A 19591-nucleotide genomic window follows, 5' to 3' on the forward strand; every position below is an offset into this window, starting at 1 on the left:
GATGCCCGATTCCGACCCTATTCACGACAATCCGCGCAATACCGCCAATTTGCCGGTCGTGGTGACATCAGGCGAGGTGATGCGGCCGACCGCGGAAGGCTGGCTGCTGCGTGCCATTCGCACCCTGTTCGGCTGGAAGGCGGGATCGGTGCGCGACGATCTCCAGGTCGTGCTCGATGCCACGACGCCTGACGACACCGGCTTCTCGACCGTCGAGCGCACCATGTTGCGCAACATCCTCGGTCTGCACGAGCGCCGCATCGCCGACGTCATGGTGCATCGTGCCGACATCATCGCGGTGAAGCGCGACATCCCGCTCGGCGAATTGATGGACCGCTTCGAGAGCGCCGGCCATTCGCGTCTCGTCGTCTACAACGAGACGCTGGACGACCCCGTCGGCATCGTCCACATCCGCGATCTGCTCGCTTTCATGACCGCGCGCGCACGGGTGTCCGAGGCCACGAAAACCAAGCGCAAGAAACCGCTGCCGGCCGGCCTCGACCTGCGTACGGTCGACCTGGCGCTACCGCTGCAGGATGCGCGCATCATCCGCAAGCTGCTCTACGTGCCGCCGTCGATGCGGGCGATCGACCTGCTGGCGCAGATGCAGGCGACGCGCATTCATCTGGCGCTGGTGGTCGACGAATATGGCGGCAGCGACGGACTGGTTTCGCTCGAGGACATCGTCGAGCAGATCGTCGGCGAGATCGACGACGAGCATGACAGCGACGAGCCGCCCTCGATCGTGCGGCTGCCCGACAACGCCTTCATTGCAGACGCCCGCGCCAGCCTCGACGACGTCCGCACGGTGATCGGAGAGGATTTCGTCACCGGCGAGGCGGGTGAGGAAGTCGAGACGCTCGGCGGCTATCTCGTCAGCTTCGTCGGGCGCCTGCCGGTGCGCGGCGAGGTGATCTCCGGCCCCGGCCATTACGAGATCGAGGTGCTCGATGCCGATCCGCGCCGCGTCAAGCGGCTGCGCATCTCGACACGGAAGGAGCGCCCTGCGCCGCGTACCCAGCGCGAGAGCCGCCGCCGCGAAGCCACGCCGGAGAGCGGTCAACCGCCTTCCAGCGACACGCCCGTCCCGCCGCCAAGCGACGGGACCGGTTCGCAGTGAGCCCGTTCCAGCGGTTTCGGCAGATTGCGCTTGCCATCATCCTCACCTGGGGATGGAAGCGTGCGCTCATCGCGATGGGATGCGGTGCGCTGTCGGTGCTGGCGCTGGCGCCATTCAATGTCTTTCCGGTGCTGTTCATCACCTTCCCGGTGCTGGTCTGGCTGATCGACGGCGCGGGCGCCGGACGATATCGCGGCGTCCCTGCCGCGGCACTGACGGGCTATTGGTTCGGGCTCGGCTATTTCGTCCCCGGCCTCTACTGGATCGGCTACGCCTTCTTCGTCGACGCCGACGTGTTCGCGTGGCTGACGCCGTTCGCCGTGCTTGGCCTGCCGGCCTATCTCTCCATCTTCACCGCGATCGGATTCGCGCTGGCCCGCCTGCTCTGGACCAAGGATGCCACGCGCATCCTCGCGCTCGCCGCAAGTCTCACCATCGCCGAATGGCTGCGTGGTCACGCATTGACCGGTTTCCCCTGGAACGCGTTCGGCTATGCCCTGTCAGAGCCGCTGCCGCTGGCGCAGACAGCGTCGCTGATCGGCCTGTGGGGCATGACGTTCCTTAGCGTTGCGATCTTCGCAAGCCCGGCGGCGCTGATCGACCGTACGCCCGATCGCCGCCCGGCATGGCGCGCGCCGGCTGCTGCGATTGCCCTTCTGATTGTCATGAGCATCTTCGGCGCGATCCGCCTGTCGCTGCATCCGACCACGATGGTCGCGGGCGCGAAGCTGCGCCTGATGCAGCCGGACCTCCAGCAGGACGCGAAATTCAACTACGCCGCCAAGGCGGAGGTGATGAAGAAATACCTGGCGCTGTCGGACCGCGCCTCGGGGCCGCAATCGACCGGCGTGCGCGATGCCACCATCCTGATCTGGCCGGAATCCGCCTTTCCGTTCTTCCTGACCCGCGAAGCCGACGCGATGGCGCAGATCGCCGAGCTGCTGCCGAAGGGTACGGTGCTGATCACGGGCTCGGTTCGCGCCCCCGACCTGCCGCGGGGCACGCCGATCACGCGCGCCTACAACTCGATCTACGTGATCGATCACGACGGCAGCGTGCTTTCGGTCTATGACAAGCTGCACCTCGTGCCGTTCGGCGAATTCCTGCCCTACCAGGACTTGATGGAGAAGCTCGGCTTTGAGCAACTCACGCGCGTGCGCGGCGGATTCATTCCGGGCAGCGTGCGACATGCGCTATCGGTGCCCGGCGCGCCGCCCGCGCTGCCGCTGATCTGTTACGAAGCAATTTTTCCAGGCGAGGTCGCCGGCCGCAATGAGCGTCCGGGCTGGATCGTGAACCTCACCAATGACGGCTGGTTCGGCATATCGACCGGTCCCTATCAGCATCTCGAGCAGGCCCGGATGCGTGCGATCGAGCTCGGATTGCCGCTGGTCCGGTCCGCCAATACCGGCGTGTCAGCGGTGATCGATCCGGTGGGACGAACCGTTGCCAGCCTCGGCCTCGGCGTCGAAGGCATTTTGGATGCAAACCTGCCCGCCGCAATTCCGCCGACCGTCTATGCGCGGGTGGGCGACGTGCCCGCAGCCATGCTCGTTGCGCTGGCCGTGTTTCTGGCGGTCCGCCGACGTGTTGCCAAACGGCACCCCTGATCACGCCTCGCGGCCGCCGCGACCGGAATCCTTTGACAACCGTAGTCCCACGGTTGACAGACTGCACGCGCCCTCCTCATTCTGCACCGGCTGCAAAAGACAGTGGGCGTTGCTAAATTTCTCCGCAATGTTTCCCAATAACAGGGTTTGATTTTGACGCTGCTGGCACCGGAGGCATTCTTGTGATTGCGCCGAAGGTGATGTTTGGAGGCTGAGGAAATGTCGAAAGCGCCCAACCCTGTTGACAAATATGTCGGCAGCCGCGTGCGTATGCGCCGCATCATGTTGGGCATGAGCCAGGAAAAGCTCGGTGAAGCTTTGGGCCTGACTTTCCAGCAGATCCAGAAGTACGAGAAGGGCACGAATCGCGTCGGCGCAAGCCGCATCCAGCAGATCGCCGAGATTCTGCAGGTGCCGGTGTCGTTCCTGTTCGAGGGCGGACCGAGCGGCGTAGCTGGCCCGGACGGCTTCGCCGAAGGCGCCTCGCCGTCGTATGTGTCGGACTTCCTCGCGACCTCCGAAGGTCTCGCTCTGACCAAGGCGTTCACCCGAATCACTGATTCGAAGATGCGCCGCTCGATCGTCGATCTCGTCGAGCAGATCGCCGCCCGCGAAGGTCCCGACAAACGCTGACGCGACGGCTCAATCCGATTTGAGACTGCGTCAAATCTGGCCTATGTCGTCATTTGCGGGCGCGTTTTTGGTGCGCGCCCTCTTCGATGATGCGGTTCAAAGGCACAGATGCGTTCATGACCAAGTCCAATTGGTTCGATTCACAAACTATTCTCGATGGCATCCGCCGCTGGGTGGAGATCGAGACGCCGACGGACACACCTGAACAGGTCAACAAGCTGATCTCCGTGGTCGCGGAGCAATACCGCGATCTGCCGGTTACGCTCGAGCGCGTCGCCGGCGTCGATGGCTGCGGCGATCATCTCGCTGCACGCTCGACCTGGGGCCAGGACCGGCCGGGCATTTTGGTGCTGAGCCACCTCGATACCGTTCATCCCATGGGATTCATCGAGCGCCTGCCGTTCAAGGTCGAGGGCGACAGCGCGTTCGGTCCCGGCATCTACGACATGAAGGGCGGCGCCTATATCGCCCATCACGCCTTTCGCGCGCTCTGCGCCGCCGGCGATCGCTCGCCGCTCGGCATCACCCATTTGTTCACCTCCGACGAGGAGATCGGCAGCCCGACCTCGCGCGCGCTGATCGAGGCGGAAGGGCGCAAGGCCAAATACGTGCTGGTGACGGAGCCCGCGCGCGACGGCGGCAAGATCGTCACCGGGCGCAAGGGCGTCGGACGATTCGAAGTATTCATCAAGGGTGTGCCCGCACATGCCGGCACGCGGCCCCAGGATGGCCGCAGCGCGATCCGCGAGCTTGCCAACGTCATCCTGGCGCTGGAAGCGATGAACGATCTGGCACGCGGCGTCACGGTGAATGTCGGCGTGGCACGCGGCGGCACGCGTCCCAACGTCACGCCGGAGGAGGCCTATGCCGAAGTCGACCTGCGCGTGCCGAGCTTTGCCGACGCGGAGGAGTTCGTCGGCAAGATCCTCGGGCTGACGTCGAAGACGGATGGCGTCACGGTCAAGGTCACGGGCGGACTCAACCGTCCGCCCTACGAGAAGAGCAATGCAGGCGCCTCGCTGTACGAGCATGCGAAGTCGCTTGCCACCGAGATCGGCTTCGAGCTGATCGACACCCACACCGGCGGCGGCTCGGATGGCAATTTCACCGCCGCCCACACCGCAACGCTCGATGGACTCGGCGTCGACGGCAAGGGCGCACACACCCATTATGAGCAGATCTACCTCTCGTCGCTCGAACCCCGCGCGCGGCTGCTCCATCGCCTGTACCAGACGCTGCGATGAGCGAACGAAAATCAGATCCCGATCGCGATGACAGCGAACGCGCCTTCTTTGGGCGCCGCAAGGGCCACAAGCTCAGGCAGCACCAGGCCGAGCTGATCGATCATCTACTGCCGCATCTTTCACTCGACATCGAGGGCGAGAAGCCGGCGAATGCCAACGAGATCTTCGATCCCGCGGCCGACGATGTCCGGCTCGAGATCGGCTTCGGCGGCGGCGAGCATCTTGCGGCCGAGGCCCAGAACTTCGCCACGACCGGCTTCATCGGCTGCGAGCCCTATGTCAACGGCATGGCAAAGATCCTCGCGCAGATCGAGGCCGCCAACATCGGCAACATCCGCCTGTTCGCGGGCGATGCCGCCGAGCTCCTGGCCTGGCTGCCGCAGGCATCGCTGTCGCGGATCGACCTGATCCATCCCGATCCCTGGCCGAAGCGGCGGCACTGGAAGCGGCGCTTCGTCCAGGACCGCACCATCGCCGCGATGGCACGCGTGCTGAAGGCGGGCGGCGAATTCCGTTTCGTCTGCGATATCGACGATTACTGCGCGTGGACGCTGATGCATCTGTCGCGGTCGACGGATTTTCAGTGGCTCGCCCAATGCGCCGACGATTTCCGTCGGCCATGGGACGGCTACACCATGACGCGCTACGGCCGGAAGGCCACGCGCGAAGGGCGCAAGACCACATATCTGCGGTTCAGGCGCGCATAGATTCTTCGCGCGATCCATCGATAATCGTCATGCCCGGGCTTGTCCCGGGCATCCACGTACTTTCCTCCTGTGGGCAGCAAGAACGTGGATGGCCGGGACAAGCCCGGCCATGACGACGAAGATCCGTACTTTGATTAGATCGTCTGGCGGTTGCGCCAGAATTTCACGACGCGCTCGGCCGTTGACGGCATCAGGCGCGTGAAGTTCACGCGCGCCTGCTCGAGATCGGCATCAGCCGGCGTGCGATGCGGGCCGTACCACATCAGGATCAGCGCGCGCACCGTGGGCCAGCCGAGATTGAGCACGCGCCCCAGAATCAGAATCGGATCGTAGCGGTCGCCCGCGACCAGGCGATCGAGGATCGAGAGGCGGACACCGGACATCGCCGCGAGCGAGGCGATCGATTCCTCATATTTGAGCGCCTTGGCGAAGCCGAGCAGCGCGCTCTCGCCGAGATGACCCTCGCGATGCAAGGTCAGCACCGTGCGCTGTGCCGCCGAGAAATCGCGGCGCGGCCCCGGCGGCAGCGCGGCCTCCTCGATCGCCGCCATGGCGCGCTTGATCTCGACCTGGCGCACGGGATTGACCACGCTCGAGAGGCGGCGGCGGATGACGTCGAGCGTGCCGTCGAGCAGCTGTTTCAGGTGCTCGCCCGAGAGATCGTTGCGCTGGCCGATCTTGAGCGTCAGCACGCCGTCCTGCGACGCACGCTTGATCAGCTCGGAATAGCTGCCTTGCGAGAACTCCGCGCCGGCATTGCCCGCGGCGCGACGCACCACGTCGCGATCGCCGCGCTCGACCAGCACGTCGGTGATGGCGGCCGACAGTGCGGGGCGCTCGGTCATCGCCAGCAGATGGCCCTGACCCTTCAGCCGCGCGATCTCGACGAGAGCGGCGTCGTCGAGCACCGGCGAGCGGCGCAGCACAGGGCCCGCCACCATGATCTCGTTTTCGCGCGCGAGCTGGCTCACCAGATGCGGCGGCGCATTGTTCAGGCGCGAGAAGCGCTCGGCGAGGTCGACGCGCGAGGCAAGCTCGGCATGCGGAACGAGATCGATCAGCAGATTGTCGAAGAGATCGACGAGATCGGGACGGAGCTTCTCGGCGTCCTGGAAGAACAGTTGGGCGATGGCGCGCGCGATCTCACCGCGACGCCGGGGGTCGCCGCGTTTGACGATCTCGTCCAGTCCGGGAATGAGCGACGTGGCAGCGGTCATGAAAACGCAACTCGTACAGGGCACGCCGCGGGTGCGCCCTTGGTCCAAGCCGCCCCACAATCAGGGAATTTAGGCCTGCTAGATGAAGGAAGCGTTGCGCGGGGGGGGGGCCACAGGCCGGGCGCAAAAAGCCTCGTCTTTCCCGCGATGGGCCTTGTCCGGGAGGACGGAAAGGGCTATATCAGCGCCAATTCATCTTCTCATACGATCCGCGTAGTGAGAGTGGGCCCGAAAGGACCCGCTCTTTTTTATTACCTGAACGCGGCTTGGTTGAAGATATGCGGCCCGGCGAGCTGCCGGGATAAAGAGTTCCGAAACAGGCTCTGCAGATCCTAACCTGTTCAAGTCCTTAACCAAGCCTTAACCATCGAGCGCCTTGACCCCTGATATGACCGAACCGAACACTGGTTCCACGGATGCCGAGTTGCTGGCCGAGCCGAGGCTCGTGGTCGAGCCGGGCGTGGCGGCACGTGTGTCTGCGGTCGCAGGTCCGGTGCTCGAGGGCATGGGCTACCGCCTGGTGCGGATCCGCATCTCCGGCGAGGCCGGCTGCACCGTGCAGATCATGGCCGAGCGGCCGGACGGCTCGATGCAGCTCGAGGATTGCGAAGCGATCTCGCGGGCGCTGTCGCCCGTGCTCGACGTCGCGGACCCCATCGACCGCGCTTATCGGCTGGAAATCTCCTCGCCGGGGATCGACCGTCCGCTGGTGCGCCGCTCGGATTTCGAGCGCTATTCCGGCTATCTGGTGAAGATCGACATGGCGGTCGCCCATGAGGGGCGGAAGCGGTTCCGTGGCATGCTTGGTGCCGTCGAAGGCGACCGCGTGCACCTGCATCGCGACGACGTCAAGGCGAACGATAATCCCGACGTTCTCCTGACGATGGAAGACATCGGTGAGGCACGCTTGGTGCTGACCGACGAGCTGATCGCGGAATCCATGCGCCGCGGCAAGGCCGAGGAGCGCCAGATGCGCCGCGATCTCGGCATCGAGCCGCCGGCTGCACCGCACGCGGAAATCAGTGCGAAGATCACCAAGAACACCAAGCCGCAAAAAAAGAAGCCGGCACCGACCAATACGAAGAAGCACCGCCTGGCCGCCGAACGCGCGCGGCGGGGCGAGATCGAGCCTGACGAAGGAGACTAGCCATGGCAGTCAGCGCCAATCGACTTGAATTGCTCCAGATCGCCGATGCCGTCGCGCGCGAGAAATCGATCGACCGCGGCATCGTCATCGCGGCAATGGAAGACGCCATCGCCAAGGCGGCACGGGCACGTTACGGCAGCGAGACTGACGTTCATGCCGAGATCGACCCGAAGAAGGGCGAGCTGCGGCTGTCGCGCCACATGCTGGTGGTCGAGAAGGTCGAAAATCATTCCAACCAGATCTCGCTGGTGGATGCGCAGCGCGCCAATCCCGGCGCCCAGGTCGGTGACACCATCGCCGATACGCTGCCGCCGCTGGAATATGGCCGCATCGCCGCGCAATCGGCCAAGCAGGTGATCGTGCAGAAGGTGCGCGAGGCCGAGCGCGACCGGCAATATCAGGAATTCAAGGACCGCATCGGCGACATCGTCAACGGCGTCGTCAAGCGCGTCGAATATGGCAGCGTGATCGTCGACCTCGGCCGCGGTGAAGCCATCATCCGCCGCGACGAGATGCTGCCGCGCGAAGTGTTCCGCAACGGCGACCGCGTCCGCGCCTACATCTTCGACGTCCGCCGCGAGACCCGCGGCCCGCAGATCTTCCTCTCCCGCACCCATCCGCAGTTCATGGCGAAGCTGTTCGCGCAGGAAGTGCCTGAGATCTATGACGGCATCGTCGAGATCAAGGCGGTGGCCCGCGATCCCGGCTCGCGCGCGAAAATCGGCGTGATTTCCCGCGATTCCTCGGTCGATCCGGTCGGCGCTTGCGTCGGTATGCGCGGCTCGCGCGTGCAGGCGGTGGTGAACGAGCTGCAGGGCGAGAAGATCGACATCATTCCGTGGTCGCCCGACATCGCGACCTTCGTGGTCAACGCGCTGGCGCCGGCCGAAGTCTCCAAGGTCGTCATCGACGAAGACCGCGAGCGCATCGAGGTCGTCGTGCCCGACACCAACAACCAGCTCTCGCTGGCGATCGGCCGCCGCGGCCAGAACGTGCGTCTGGCCTCGCAGCTCACCGGCTGGGACATCGACATCCTGACCGAGCAGGAGGAATCGGAGCGCCGCCAGGCCGACTTCGAGAACTCCACCCGCGTCTTCATGGAATCGCTCAATGTCGACGAGGTGGTCGGCCAGCTGCTGGCGTCCGAAGGCTTCACCTCGGTCGAGGAACTCGCGATGGTGGACCTCAAGGAACTCGCCGGCATCGAAGGCTTCGACGAGGAGACCGCGCAAGAGCTCCAGAACCGTGCCCGCGAATATCTCGAGCAGCAGGAGGCCGAGATCGAGGCCAAGCGCAAGGAGCTCGGTGTCGAGGACGCCGTCAAGGACGTGCCGGGCGTCACCTCCAAGATGCTGGTCAAGTTCGGCGAGAACGACATCAAGACCGTCGAAGACCTCGCCGGCTGCGCCACTGACGATCTGGTCGGCTGGACCGAGCGCAAGGAAGGCGGCGAGCAGACCAAATTCCCTGGTGCGCTCGACGGTATCGAGATCTCCCGTGACGATGCCGAAGCCATGATCATGCAGGCCCGCGTCAAAGCCGGCTGGATCACCGAAGCCGATCTCGCGAAGCCCGCCGAAGAGGCCGAGGCGACCGAAGATCAGCCGGCTTAAGGACGAAGGAGAATGTCGCCCGGATGCTCGCAGATACTGACCACGATCTCGACCATGGACCGCGGACCGAAAGGTCCGCGACCATGCGGATGTGCGCGGTCAGTCGCGAGGTCCGGCCGATCGACGAGCTGATCCGCTTCGTCATTTCGCCGCAAGGCGACATAGTTCCCGATCTCAAGCGCAAGCTGCCCGGACGCGGCATGTGGGTCACCGCCTCGCGCGAGGTGGTTGCGGAAGCCGTGCGGCGTCACCAATTTAGCAAAGCCTTCAAGCGCGAGCTGCGCACTCCCCAGACGCTTCCCGCCGACATCGAGGCGCTCCTGGTTCGGAGTGTGACGGAAGCCCTTGGGATTGCCGCCAAGGCGGGCCAGATTGTGGCCGGCTTCGGCAAGGTCGAAAGCGCCCTGCGGGAAGGCACGGCCGAGGTCCTGATCCATGCCAGCGACGGGGCCGCGGACGGAATCCGCAAATTGGACATGCTGGCACGTCAAAATGACGGGAATCGCGGCGCCAAGCCGCAGATTCCCGTCGTCACTGCGTTGAAATCGATAGAATTGGATTTGGCACTTACCCGGTCAAATGTGATACATGCTGCCCTGCTCGCGGGCCCGGCGAGCAAGTCATTCCTGTCACGTAGCCAGATGCTGGTCCGATACCGGATGGCGGACGATGACAAGACTGCCGAAAAGCCCGGCCAGGATTTCTGAGAGACAACGACGACCCGATAGGACGGTGCGGCAACGCACAACGTTAACAAAGATCAGGATTAGGACTGCTGAATGGTTGATACCAAGACCCCTGACGACAAGAAGCTGAGCGTTCCGAGCAAGACGCTATCGCTCAAGCCGCGCGTCGAAACGGGCACTGTGCGTCAGAGCTTCAGCCATGGCCGCAGCAAGCAGGTCGTGGTCGAGAAGCGCGGCAAGCGCCGCGTCGACGGCAGCCCCGAACCGCAAGCTCCCGCGGTTGTTGCAAAGCCGGCACCGGCCGCGCCTGCTCCCGCTCCGGCACGCCCGGCTCCGCCGCGCAACGCCGGCTCCGGCGTGGTGCTGCGCACGCTGACCGAGGACGAACGTTCCGCCCGCGCCAGCGCGCTGGCCGACGCCAAGGTGCGCGAAGTCGAAGAGCGCCGCCAGGCCGAAGACGAAGCCCAGCGCCGCGCTGTCCGCGAAGCCGCCGAACGCGTCGAGCGCGAAGCCGCCGAGGCCCGCCGCAAGGCCGAGGATGAGCGCCACCGCCACGAAGAGGAAGCCAAGCGCAAGGCCGAAACCGAGGCCAAGAAGCGTTTTGGCGAAGGCGAACAGCCGGCGTCAGCCGCGCGCCCTGCAACTGCCGCCCCGGCCGCTCCCACGCCACGTCCTGGCGCGCCCGCAGCACGCCCCGGCACCACCACGACCACGGCACGCCCGGGAACAACCACCGCGCGCCCTGGAACGACCACCGCGAGGCCGGGAGGCGGCCCGTTGGGTCGCGCTCCCGCGGTCGCAGCCGGACCGGACGAGGACGATGGTCCGCGCCAGATCCGTCGCGGTCCCGGCGGCGCCGCGCGTCCTGTGGTAGCCCCCAAGCCCACCCACAAACCCGGCCCGCAGAAGGAGCGCGGTCGCCTGACGGTCGTGACCGCATTCAATGCCGACGACGTGCGCGAGCGCTCGATCGCCTCGTTCCGCCGCCGCACTCAGCGCCTGAAGGGCCATGCCGCGAACGAGCCGAAGGAAAAGCTCATCCGCGAGGTGGTCATTCCGGAAGCGATCACCATCCAGGAGCTCGCCAACCGCATGGCCGAGCGCGCGGTGGAAATCATCCGCATGCTGATGAAGCAGGGCGCGATTCACAAGATCACCGACGTGATCGACGCCGACACTGCGCAGCTGATCGCCGAAGAGCTTGGTCACACCGTCAAGCGCGTTGCCGCGTCCGACGTTGAAGAAGGCCTGTTCGACGCCACCGACGATTCCACCGACACCGAGACGCGTTCGCCCGTCGTGACCGTGATGGGTCACGTCGACCACGGCAAGACCTCGCTGCTCGACGCGCTCCGCCATGCCAACGTCGTCTCCGGCGAAGCCGGCGGCATCACCCAGCATATCGGCGCCTATCAGGTGCTGTCGCCCGAAAGCGGCAAGAAGATCACCTTCATCGACACGCCCGGCCACGCCGCGTTCACCGCGATGCGCGCCCGCGGCGCCAAGGTGACCGACATCGTCGTGCTGGTGGTTGCTGCCGATGACGGCGTCATGCCGCAGACGATCGAAGCCATCAACCACGCCAAGGCGGCGCGGGTCCCGATCATCGTTGCCATCAACAAGATCGACAAGCCCGATGCGAAGCCCGAGCGCGTGCGCACCGAGCTGCTCCAGCACGAGGTGCAGGTCGAATCCTTCGGCGGCGAAGTCGTCGACGTCGAAGTGTCAGCCAAGAACAAGACCAATCTCGACAAGCTGCTCGAGATGATCGCGCTCCAGGCCGACATCCTCGACCTGAAGACCAATTCGGAGCGTCCGGCCGAAGGCACCGTGATCGAAGCCAAGCTCGATCGCGGCCGTGGCCCGGTCGCGACCGTGCTGGTCCAGCGCGGCACGCTTCGTGTCGGTGACATCATTGTCGCCGGCGCCGAGATGGGCCGCGTCCGCGCGCTGATCTCGGATCAGGGCGAGACGGTGCATGAGGCCGGTCCTTCGGTTCCGGTCGAGGTGCTCGGCTTCAACGGTCCGCCGGAGGCCGGCGATCGTCTCGCGGTGGTCGAGAACGAAGCCCGCGCCCGCCAGGTCACCAGCTATCGCGCGCACCAGAAGCGCGAGAACGCGGCTGCCTCGATCTCCGGCATGCGCGGCTCGCTCGAGCAGATGATGTCGCAATTGAAGACGGCGGGCCGCAAGGAATTCCCGCTGATCATCAAGGCCGACGTGCAAGGCTCGCTGGAAGCGATCCTCGGCTCGCTGGAGAAGCTCGGCACCGATGAAGTCGCAGCCCGCATCCTGCATGCCGGCGTCGGCGGCATCTCGGAATCGGACGTGACGCTCGCGGAAGGCTTCAACGCCGCGATCATCGGCTTCTCGGTTCGTGCCAACAAGGAGGCGGCTGCGGCCGCCAAGCGCAACGGCATCGAGATCCGCTACTACAACATCATCTACGACCTCGTGGACGACGTGAAGAAGGCGATGAGCGGCCTGCTCGCGCCGACCCTGCGTGAAACCATGCTGGGCAATGCCGCGATCCTGGAGATCTTCAACATCTCCAAGGTCGGCAAGGTTGCCGGCTGCCGCGTCACCGACGGCACCGTGGAACGCGGCGCCAATGTGCGCCTGATCCGCGACAACGTCGTCGTGCACGAAGGCAAGCTGTCGACGCTGAAGCGCTTCAAGGACGAAGTGAAGGAAGTCCAGTCCGGTCAGGAGTGCGGCATGGCCTTCGAGAACTACCACGACATGCGTGCCGGTGACGTGATCGAGTGTTATCGCGTGGAGACGATCCAGCGCTCCCTGTAAGTCCAAATCTTACCGAAGCGCCCGGATCTTTTTGAGCTGAAATTGCGGGAGTGCGATGGCCGGATTTATTCCGGCCATCCGCGCCGCATTCGTTTCAACAGGACAAATGACAATGCTCGTGTCCCAAACGCGGGCACGACGAGGTGATTTTCAACCATGCCCCGCCACCATCAGAAGAAAAGTTCCGCGCCGGGCGGCTCGCAACGCCAGTTGCGTGTCGGCGAGCAGGTTCGCCACGCGATGGCCGAGATTCTGGCGCAAGGCAATGTGCATGATGTGGACCTCGAAGGTCACATCATCACCGTGCCGGAGGTTCGGATGTCGCCCGACCTGAAGCTCGCAACGGTTTACGTGATGCCGCTCGGTGGCCGCGACACCGAGGTCATCATCGCTGCGCTCGAGCGCAACAAGAAATTCCTGCGCGGCGAAGTCGCGCGGCGCGTTAACCTGAAATTTGCACCTGACCTTCGTTTCCGCGTCGACGAACGATTCGACGAAGCGGAACGGATCGAGAAGCTTTTGCGAACACCTGCGGTGCAGAAGGACCTGGAACAGGATCCGGATTCGGATCGGGAAGAAGAGCGATGACGATGGACCCGGCTCACGGCACGATCGGCGGCGAAGAGACCGATCAGCGCGACGTGCAGAAAAATAATTTTGCGGATCTCGGCGGCGATTCGCAGCCGCATCAGGAGCCGCGCCGCGTCAACAACGATCCCCGCGCCAACAAGCAGAAGGGCAACCAGCCGCGCCGCGACCGCCGCGACGTCCATGGCTGGGTCGTGCTCGACAAGCCGATCGGCATGACCTCGACGCAAGCCGTCGCCGTGCTCAAGCGCCTGTTCAACGCCAAGCGCGCGGGACACGCCGGCACGCTCGACCCGCTCGCCTCCGGCGGCCTGCCGATTGCGCTCGGCGAGGCCACCAAGACCGTTCCCTTCGTGATGGACGGCCGCAAGCGCTACCAGTTCACCGTGTGCTGGGGCGAGGAGCGCGACACCGATGATATCGAGGGCCGGGTCACCGCGACCTCCGACCAGCGCCCGACCCAGGAGGCCATCCTGGCCCTGCTGCCCCGCTTCACCGGGGTGATCGAGCAGATCCCGCCGCGCTATTCCGCGATCAAGGTCCAGGGCGAGCGCGCCTACGACCTCGCCCGCGACGGCGAGGTTGTGGAACTGGCCCCCCGTCCCGTCGAAATTCATCATTTAACCCTTGTGGATCAACCGGATAGCGACCGGGCAGTGTTCGAGGCGGAGTGCGGCAAGGGCACCTATGTCCGGGCGCTGGCCCGCGATATGGGCCGGATTCTCGGCACTTACGGCCACATCTGCGCGCTGCGGCGGACCCTGGTCGGCCCATTTGACGAGAACGACATGATTCCGCTGGATCAGTTGGAGGCTTTATGCGATAGAGCCGCGTCCGGCGAGGGCAGCCTCGCCGACGCGCTTATGCCCGTTGAGACCGCGCTGGACGACATCCCGGCACTGGCCGTCACTCGGGCTGATGCGGCAAGGCTCCATCGGGGCCAGGCCGTTTTATTGCGCGGACGGGATGCGCCCACTAGTAGCGGCACAGTCTATGTCACGGTGGCAGGCCGTCTATTGGCGCTTGCTGAAGTCGGCAACGGCGAAATCATCCCCAAGCGTGTGTTCAACCTGACCGGTCTGACTGCCAGCACCGGTCGCAACGAGAGAAATTGACGATGTCGATTGCCGCAGAACGCAAAGCGGAAGTCATCAAGACGAATGCCAACAAGGCCGGCGACACCGGCTCGCCGGAGGTTCAGGTCGCGATCCTGTCGGAACGCATCAACAACCTCACCAACCATTTCAAGACCCACGTGAAGGACAACCATTCGCGTCGCGGCCTCTTGAAGCTGGTTTCGACCCGCCGCTCGCTGCTCGACTACCTCAAGAAGAGGGACGAGGCGCGTTACAAGGCGCTGCTCGAGAAGCACAACATTCGTCGTTAAGTGTTCCTGCGCGCGCCACTGGCGCGCGTTTTCGTGCGCGGTTTCGAGCGAAAGCGTTTGTTTAAAGGTTTTTGATCGAGGCTGCGTGCGCGTCGGGTGCGAGCCGTTGACGGCTAGCACCCGGGCACGATGGGCGAGGACCGCAATCCGGTGTTCGCGTTCGTGCCGACTGACAGTCCAGCAGCAATCCGGCGGCTGGGCACAACGGGCAAGGCGCCCGTATGACCCGAAAGGATGGACGCCATCCGAAATCCGAAAACCATGGCAGGATCGCAGGACGCTGATCGCCCGCTTCGATCAACGTCCCGCAATCTTGCGCATGGTTTTTGTTTTTCGGGCCGTCCTTCTTTCGAGAACCCATGAAAGAAGACATCTATGTTCAATAAGCATTCAGTCGAGATCGACTGGGGTGGACGCCCTCTCAAGCTTGAAACCGGCAAGATCGCGCGTCAGGCCGACGGTGCCGTCGTCGCCACCTATGGCGAGACCGTGGTGCTCGCCACCGTCGTCGCGGCGAAGGCGCCGCGCGAAGGCGTCGACTTCCTGCCGCTGACGGTCGACTACCAGGAGAAGACCTACGCAGCCGGCCGCATTCCCGGCGGCTATTTCAAGCGCGAGGGTCGTCCGACCGAGAAGGAGACGCTGGTCTCCCGCCTGATCGACCGTCCGATCCGTCCGCTGTTCGTCGACGGCTGGCGCAACGAGACCCAGGTGATCGTCACCGTGCTGTCGCACGACATGGAGAACGATCCCGATATCGTGGCGCTGGTGGCCTCATCGGCTGCGCTGACCCTGTCCGGCGCGCCCTTCAAGGGCCCGATCGGCGCAGCGCGCGTCGGCTTCGCCAATGACGAGTTCATTCTCAACCCGACGCTCGACGAGATGGTCGACACCCAGCTCGACCTCGTCGTCGCCGGCACGGCCGACGCCGTGCTGATGGTGGAATCGGAAGCCAAGGAGCTCAACGAGGACATCATGCTCGGCGCCGTGATGTTCGGTCACCGCCACTTCCAGCCGGTGATTAACGCCATCATCGAGCTCGCCGAGAAGGCCGCCAAGGAACCGCGCGAAGTCACGGTGATCGACAATTCGGCGCTCGAGAAGGAAATGCTCGGCCTCGTCGAGCAGGAGCTGCGCGCCGCCTACGCCATTCCGGTCAAGCAGGATCGCTACGCCGCGGTCGGCAAGGTCAAGGAAAAGGTGATCGCCCATTACTTCCCCGAAGGGCAGGAGCCGAAATACGACAAGCTGCGCGTCTCCGGCGTGTTCAAGGAGCTGGAAGCCAAGATCGTTCGCTGGAACATTCTCGACACCGGCAAGCGCATCGACGGCCGCGATAGCAAGACCGTGCGCAACATCATCGCCGAAGTCGGCGTGCTGCCCCGCGCCCACGGCTCGGCGCTGTTCACCCGCGGCGAAACCCAGGCGCTGGTCGTGACCACGCTCGGCACCGGCGAGGACGAGCAGTATATCGACGCGCTGTCCGGAACGTACAAAGAGACGTTCCTGCTGCACTACAACTTCCCTCCCTATTCGGTCGGTGAGACCGGTCGCCTCGGCGGCACCAAGCGCCGCGAGATCGGCCACGGCAAGCTGGCCTGGCGCGCGATCCACCCGGTGCTGCCGCCGCATCACGAGTTCCCCTACACCACGCGCGTGGTGTCGGAGATCACCGAGTCGAACGGCTCGTCCTCGATGGCTTCGGTCTGCGGCGCTTCGCTGGCGCTGATGGATGCCGGCGTGCCGTTGAAGCGGCCGACCGCGGGTATCGCGATGGGCCTGATCCTCGAGGACAAGCGCTTCGCGGTGCTCTCGGACATCCTCGGTGACGAGGACCATCTCGGCGACATGGACTTCAAGGTCGCCGGTACCGAGCAAGGCATCACCTCGCTCCAGATGGACATCAAGATCGAGGGCATCACCGAAGAGATCATGAAGGTGGCGCTCGGTCAGGCCAAGGATGGCCGTATCCACATCCTCGGTGAAATGGCCAAGGCGCTCACCAACGCCCGCGCCGAGCTCGGCGAGTACGCGCCGCGCATCGAGACCTTCAAGATCGCCACCGACAAGATCCGCGAAGTGATCGGCACCGGCGGCAAGGTGATCCGCGAGATCGTCGAGAAGACCGGCGCCAAAGTCAACATCGAGGACGACGGCACCGTGAAGGTCGCCTCCTCCGATGGCGAGGCGATGAAGGCCGCGATCAAGTGGATCAAGTCGATCGCCTCCGATCCGGAAGTCGGCCAGATCTATGACGGCACCGTCGTCAAGGTGATGGAGTTCGGCGCCTTCGTGAACTTCTTCGGTTCCAAGGACGGCCTCGTCCACATCAGCCAGCTCGCTTCGGCGCGCGTGCAGAAGACCTCCGACGTCGTCAAGGAAGGCGACAAGGTCAAGGTCAAGCTGCTCGGCTTCGACGACCGCGGCAAGACCCGGCTGTCGATGAAGGTGGTCGACCAGACCACCGGCGAAGACCTCGAAGGCAAGGGCGGCGACGGCGAGAAGACCCCGCGCGAAGCCGCCGGCGAGTAATCGATCCGCACATCAGAAACACGAAGGGCGGCCTCGCGGCCGCCCTTTTTGTTTGTCGCTTGCTTAAGCCCGGGGATCAGGCCGCGAGGTCGTACCGGTCGAGGTTCATCACCTTGGTCCAGGCCTTGGCGAAGTCCTGCACGAACTGCTGCTTGGCGTCCGACGAGGCATAGACCTCGGCGAAGGCGCGGAGCTGCGAGTGCGCACCGAAGATCAGGTCGGCGCGCGTGCCGGTCCACTTCACCGCGTTGGTCTTGCGGTCGCGGGCCTCGTAGGTGCCGTCAGCCGCCGGCGTCCACTGCGCGCTCATGTCGAGCAGGTTGATGAAGAAGTCGTTGCTCAGCGTTCCGACCTTCGAGGTCAAGACGCCGTGCTTCGAACCGCCCGCATTGGCGCCGAGCACACGCAGACCGCCGACGAGCGCGGTCAGCTCGGGACCGGACAGCTTCAGCAGCTGCGCGCGATCGACAAGAGCTTCCTCCTGCTGCAGGAACTGATGCTTCTTGCCGACGTAGTTGCGGAAGCCATCGGCCCGCGGCTCCAGCGGGGCGAAGGATTCCGCGTCGGTCTGCTCCTGCGAAGCATCCATGCGGCCCGGCGTGAAGCCAAGCTTCACGTCAACGCCGGCATCCTTCGCGGCCTTCTCGACCGCGGCAGAACCGCCGAGGACGATGAGGTCGGCGAGCGAGACCTTCTTCGCACCTGCCGATGCGTTGAAGTCCTTCTGGATCGCTTCGAGCTTGCCGAGAACCTTGGAGAGCTGAGCCGGCTGGTTCACCTCCCAATCCTTCTGCGGGGCCAGACGGATGCGCGCGCCGTTGGCGCCGCCGCGCTTGTCGGAGCCGCGGAACGTCGAAGCCGACGCCCAGGCGGTCGAGACCAGCTCGGAGACCGAGAGGCCCGAAGCCAGTATCTTGGTCTTCAGCGCAGCGATGTCCTGGTCGCCGACCAGCTCGTGGTTCACCTTCGGAATCGGATCCTGCCAGATCAGCGTTTCCTTCGGCACCAGCGGGCCGAGATAGCGCTGGATCGGACCCATATCGCGGTGGGTGAGCTTGAACCAGGCGCGGGCAAAGGCGTCCGCGAACTGATCCGGGTTTTCGAAGAAGCGACGCGAGATCTTCTCGTAGGCCGGATCGAGACGCAGCGAGAGGTCGGTCGTCAGCATCGTCGGCCGGTGCTTCTTCGACTTGTCGAAGGCATCAGGAATGATCGCGTCGGCACCCTTAGCCGTCCACTGATTCGCACCGCCCGGGCTCTTCGTCAGCTCCCATTCGTACTTGAACAGGTTCTCGAAGAAGTTGTTGCTCCACTTCGTCGGCGTCGTCGTCCATGTCACCTCGATACCGCTGGTGATGGAATCGCCCGCCAGGCCGGAAGCGTACTTGCTCTTCCAGCCGAGGCCCTGATCCTCGAGCGCGCCCGCTTCCGGCTCCGGACCGACCAGCGACGGATCGCCCGCGCCGTGGGTCTTGCCGAAGGTGTGGCCGCCGGCGATCAGCGCGACGGTTTCCTCGTCGTTCATCGCCATGCGGGCGAACGTCTCGCGGATGTCCTTGGCCGCGGCGACCGGGTCAGGCTTGCCGTTCGGGCCTTCCGGATTGACGTAGATCAGGCCCATCTGCACCGCGCCGAGCGGCTCGGCGAGCTGGCGTTCGCCGCTGTAGCGCTCGTCGCCCAGCCACGTGCCTTCAGGACCCCAATAGAGCTCTTCCGGCTCCCACACGTCGGCGCGGCCGCCGGCGAAGCCGAAGGTCTTGAAGCCCATCGATTCCAGCGCGACGTTGCCGGCGAGCACCATCAGATCGCCCCAGGAGATCTTGCGGCCGTATTTCTGCTTGATCGGCCAGAGCAGACGGCGCGCCTTGTCGAGATTGGCGTTGTCAGGCCAGCTGTTCAGCGGTGCGAAACGCTGCTGACCGGCACCGGCGCCACCGCGGCCGTCCGTGGTGCGATAGGTGCCCGCGCTGTGCCAGGCCATGCGGATCATGAGGCCGCCATAGTGGCCGAAATCGGCAGGCCACCATTCCTGCGAGTCCGTCATCAGAGCCGTCAGGTCCTTGATGACGGCATTCAGGTCGAGCGACTTGAACTCCTTGGCATAGTCGAACTCCTTGCCCATCGGGTCGGACAGGGTCGAATTCTTGTGCAGCATCTCGATGCTGAGCTGGGTCGGCCACCAGTCGCGGTTCACGCGCGTGGGTTTTCCGCCCGAAAACGGGCACTTCGAAGTGTCATCCATGAATACCTCCTCTGGTGGCGTCGAACTCGCGCCTTTGACCAGGTAGAATTACTCTAGGCTTCG

General features: G+C 64.7%; 15 protein-coding genes. 13 read left to right on the plus strand and 2 right to left on the minus strand.

Annotated elements, in window-relative coordinates; genetic code table 11:
• The first annotated feature begins 1 nt into the window (after position 1).
• From AB7531_RS00235 to trmB, 5 genes are all read left to right on the plus strand, one after another.
• Complete coding sequence (locus tag AB7531_RS00235) at positions 2-1120, plus strand: hemolysin family protein (protein ID WP_063980132.1); 1119 nt, start codon at positions 2-4, stop codon at positions 1118-1120.
• Positions 1117-2730: an apolipoprotein N-acyltransferase gene (lnt, locus tag AB7531_RS00240; RefSeq protein WP_063980133.1), complete on the plus strand. Its 1614-nt coding sequence runs from the start codon at positions 1117-1119 to the stop codon at positions 2728-2730. Before AB7531_RS00235 ends, lnt begins: the two co-directional genes overlap by 4 nt.
• 219 nt (positions 2731-2949) lie before the next feature.
• Entirely contained in the window at positions 2950-3363 is a 414-nt protein-coding gene (locus AB7531_RS00245) for a helix-turn-helix domain-containing protein (protein ID WP_008131807.1), read from the plus strand.
• Between the two features lie 86 nt (positions 3364-3449).
• The gene (locus AB7531_RS00250) at positions 3450-4607 is read left to right on the plus strand and encodes a M20 family metallopeptidase (protein WP_063980134.1); all 1158 of its coding nucleotides are present in this window, start codon (positions 3450-3452) and stop codon (positions 4605-4607) included.
• Positions 4604-5314: a tRNA (guanosine(46)-N7)-methyltransferase TrmB gene (gene trmB, locus AB7531_RS00255; protein WP_063980135.1), complete on the plus strand. Its 711-nt coding sequence runs from the start codon at positions 4604-4606 to the stop codon at positions 5312-5314. The genes AB7531_RS00250 and trmB overlap by 4 nt, the downstream gene beginning before the upstream one ends.
• Positions 5315-5448: 134 nt before the next feature.
• Here the strand turns inward: trmB and AB7531_RS00260 are convergent, their stop codons facing one another.
• Positions 5449-6531, minus strand: coding sequence for a DUF2336 domain-containing protein (locus AB7531_RS00260; RefSeq protein ID WP_063980136.1), 1083 nt, complete (start codon positions 6529-6531; stop codon positions 5449-5451).
• Between the two features lie 388 nt (positions 6532-6919).
• Here AB7531_RS00260 and rimP point away from each other — a divergent pair, with 388 nt between their 5' ends.
• The 8 genes from rimP (at position 6920) to pnp (ending at position 17286) form a co-directional block, all read left to right on the plus strand.
• Complete coding sequence (gene rimP / locus AB7531_RS00265; RefSeq protein WP_063980137.1) at positions 6920-7678, plus strand: ribosome maturation factor RimP; 759 nt, start codon at positions 6920-6922, stop codon at positions 7676-7678.
• A gap of 2 nt (positions 7679-7680) precedes the next feature.
• Positions 7681-9291, plus strand: a complete 1611-nt coding sequence (gene nusA / locus AB7531_RS00270; RefSeq protein ID WP_028150578.1) for a transcription termination factor NusA — start codon at positions 7681-7683, stop codon at positions 9289-9291.
• Positions 9292-9314: 23 nt separating this feature from the next.
• Positions 9315-9998, plus strand: coding sequence for an RNA-binding protein (locus AB7531_RS00275; RefSeq protein ID WP_063980138.1), 684 nt, complete (start codon positions 9315-9317; stop codon positions 9996-9998).
• Positions 9999-10070: 72 nt separating this feature from the next.
• Positions 10071-12779 carry a translation initiation factor IF-2 gene (infB, locus tag AB7531_RS00280; RefSeq protein WP_063980139.1) on the plus strand — a complete coding sequence of 903 codons (2709 nt, stop codon included), beginning with the start codon at positions 10071-10073 and terminating at the stop codon, positions 12777-12779.
• A gap of 156 nt (positions 12780-12935) precedes the next feature.
• Positions 12936-13367, plus strand: coding sequence for a 30S ribosome-binding factor RbfA (gene rbfA / locus AB7531_RS00285; protein WP_063980140.1), 432 nt, complete (start codon positions 12936-12938; stop codon positions 13365-13367).
• On the plus strand, positions 13364-14482 hold the full coding sequence (gene truB, locus AB7531_RS00290) for a tRNA pseudouridine(55) synthase TruB (protein WP_063980141.1): 1119 nt from the start codon (positions 13364-13366) through the stop codon (positions 14480-14482). Before rbfA ends, truB begins: the two co-directional genes overlap by 4 nt.
• A 2-nt stretch (positions 14483-14484) precedes the next feature.
• Complete coding sequence (rpsO, locus tag AB7531_RS00295) at positions 14485-14754, plus strand: 30S ribosomal protein S15 (protein WP_008131787.1); 270 nt, start codon at positions 14485-14487, stop codon at positions 14752-14754.
• A gap of 375 nt (positions 14755-15129) precedes the next feature.
• A complete protein-coding gene (pnp, locus tag AB7531_RS00300) occupies positions 15130-17286 on the plus strand; it encodes a polyribonucleotide nucleotidyltransferase (protein ID WP_231143729.1) in 2157 nt (718 codons plus the stop codon).
• Positions 17287-17362: 76 nt separating this feature from the next.
• Here pnp and katG read toward each other — a convergent pair whose 3' ends face one another.
• Complete coding sequence (gene katG, locus AB7531_RS00305; RefSeq protein ID WP_231143730.1) at positions 17363-19528, minus strand: catalase/peroxidase HPI; 2166 nt, start codon at positions 19526-19528, stop codon at positions 17363-17365.
• Positions 19529-19591: the final 63 nt, after the last annotated feature.

The organism is Bradyrhizobium sp. 63_E2_N1_3, assembly GCF_052076005.1.
Classification (GTDB): domain Bacteria; phylum Pseudomonadota; class Alphaproteobacteria; order Rhizobiales; family Xanthobacteraceae; genus Bradyrhizobium; species Bradyrhizobium barranii.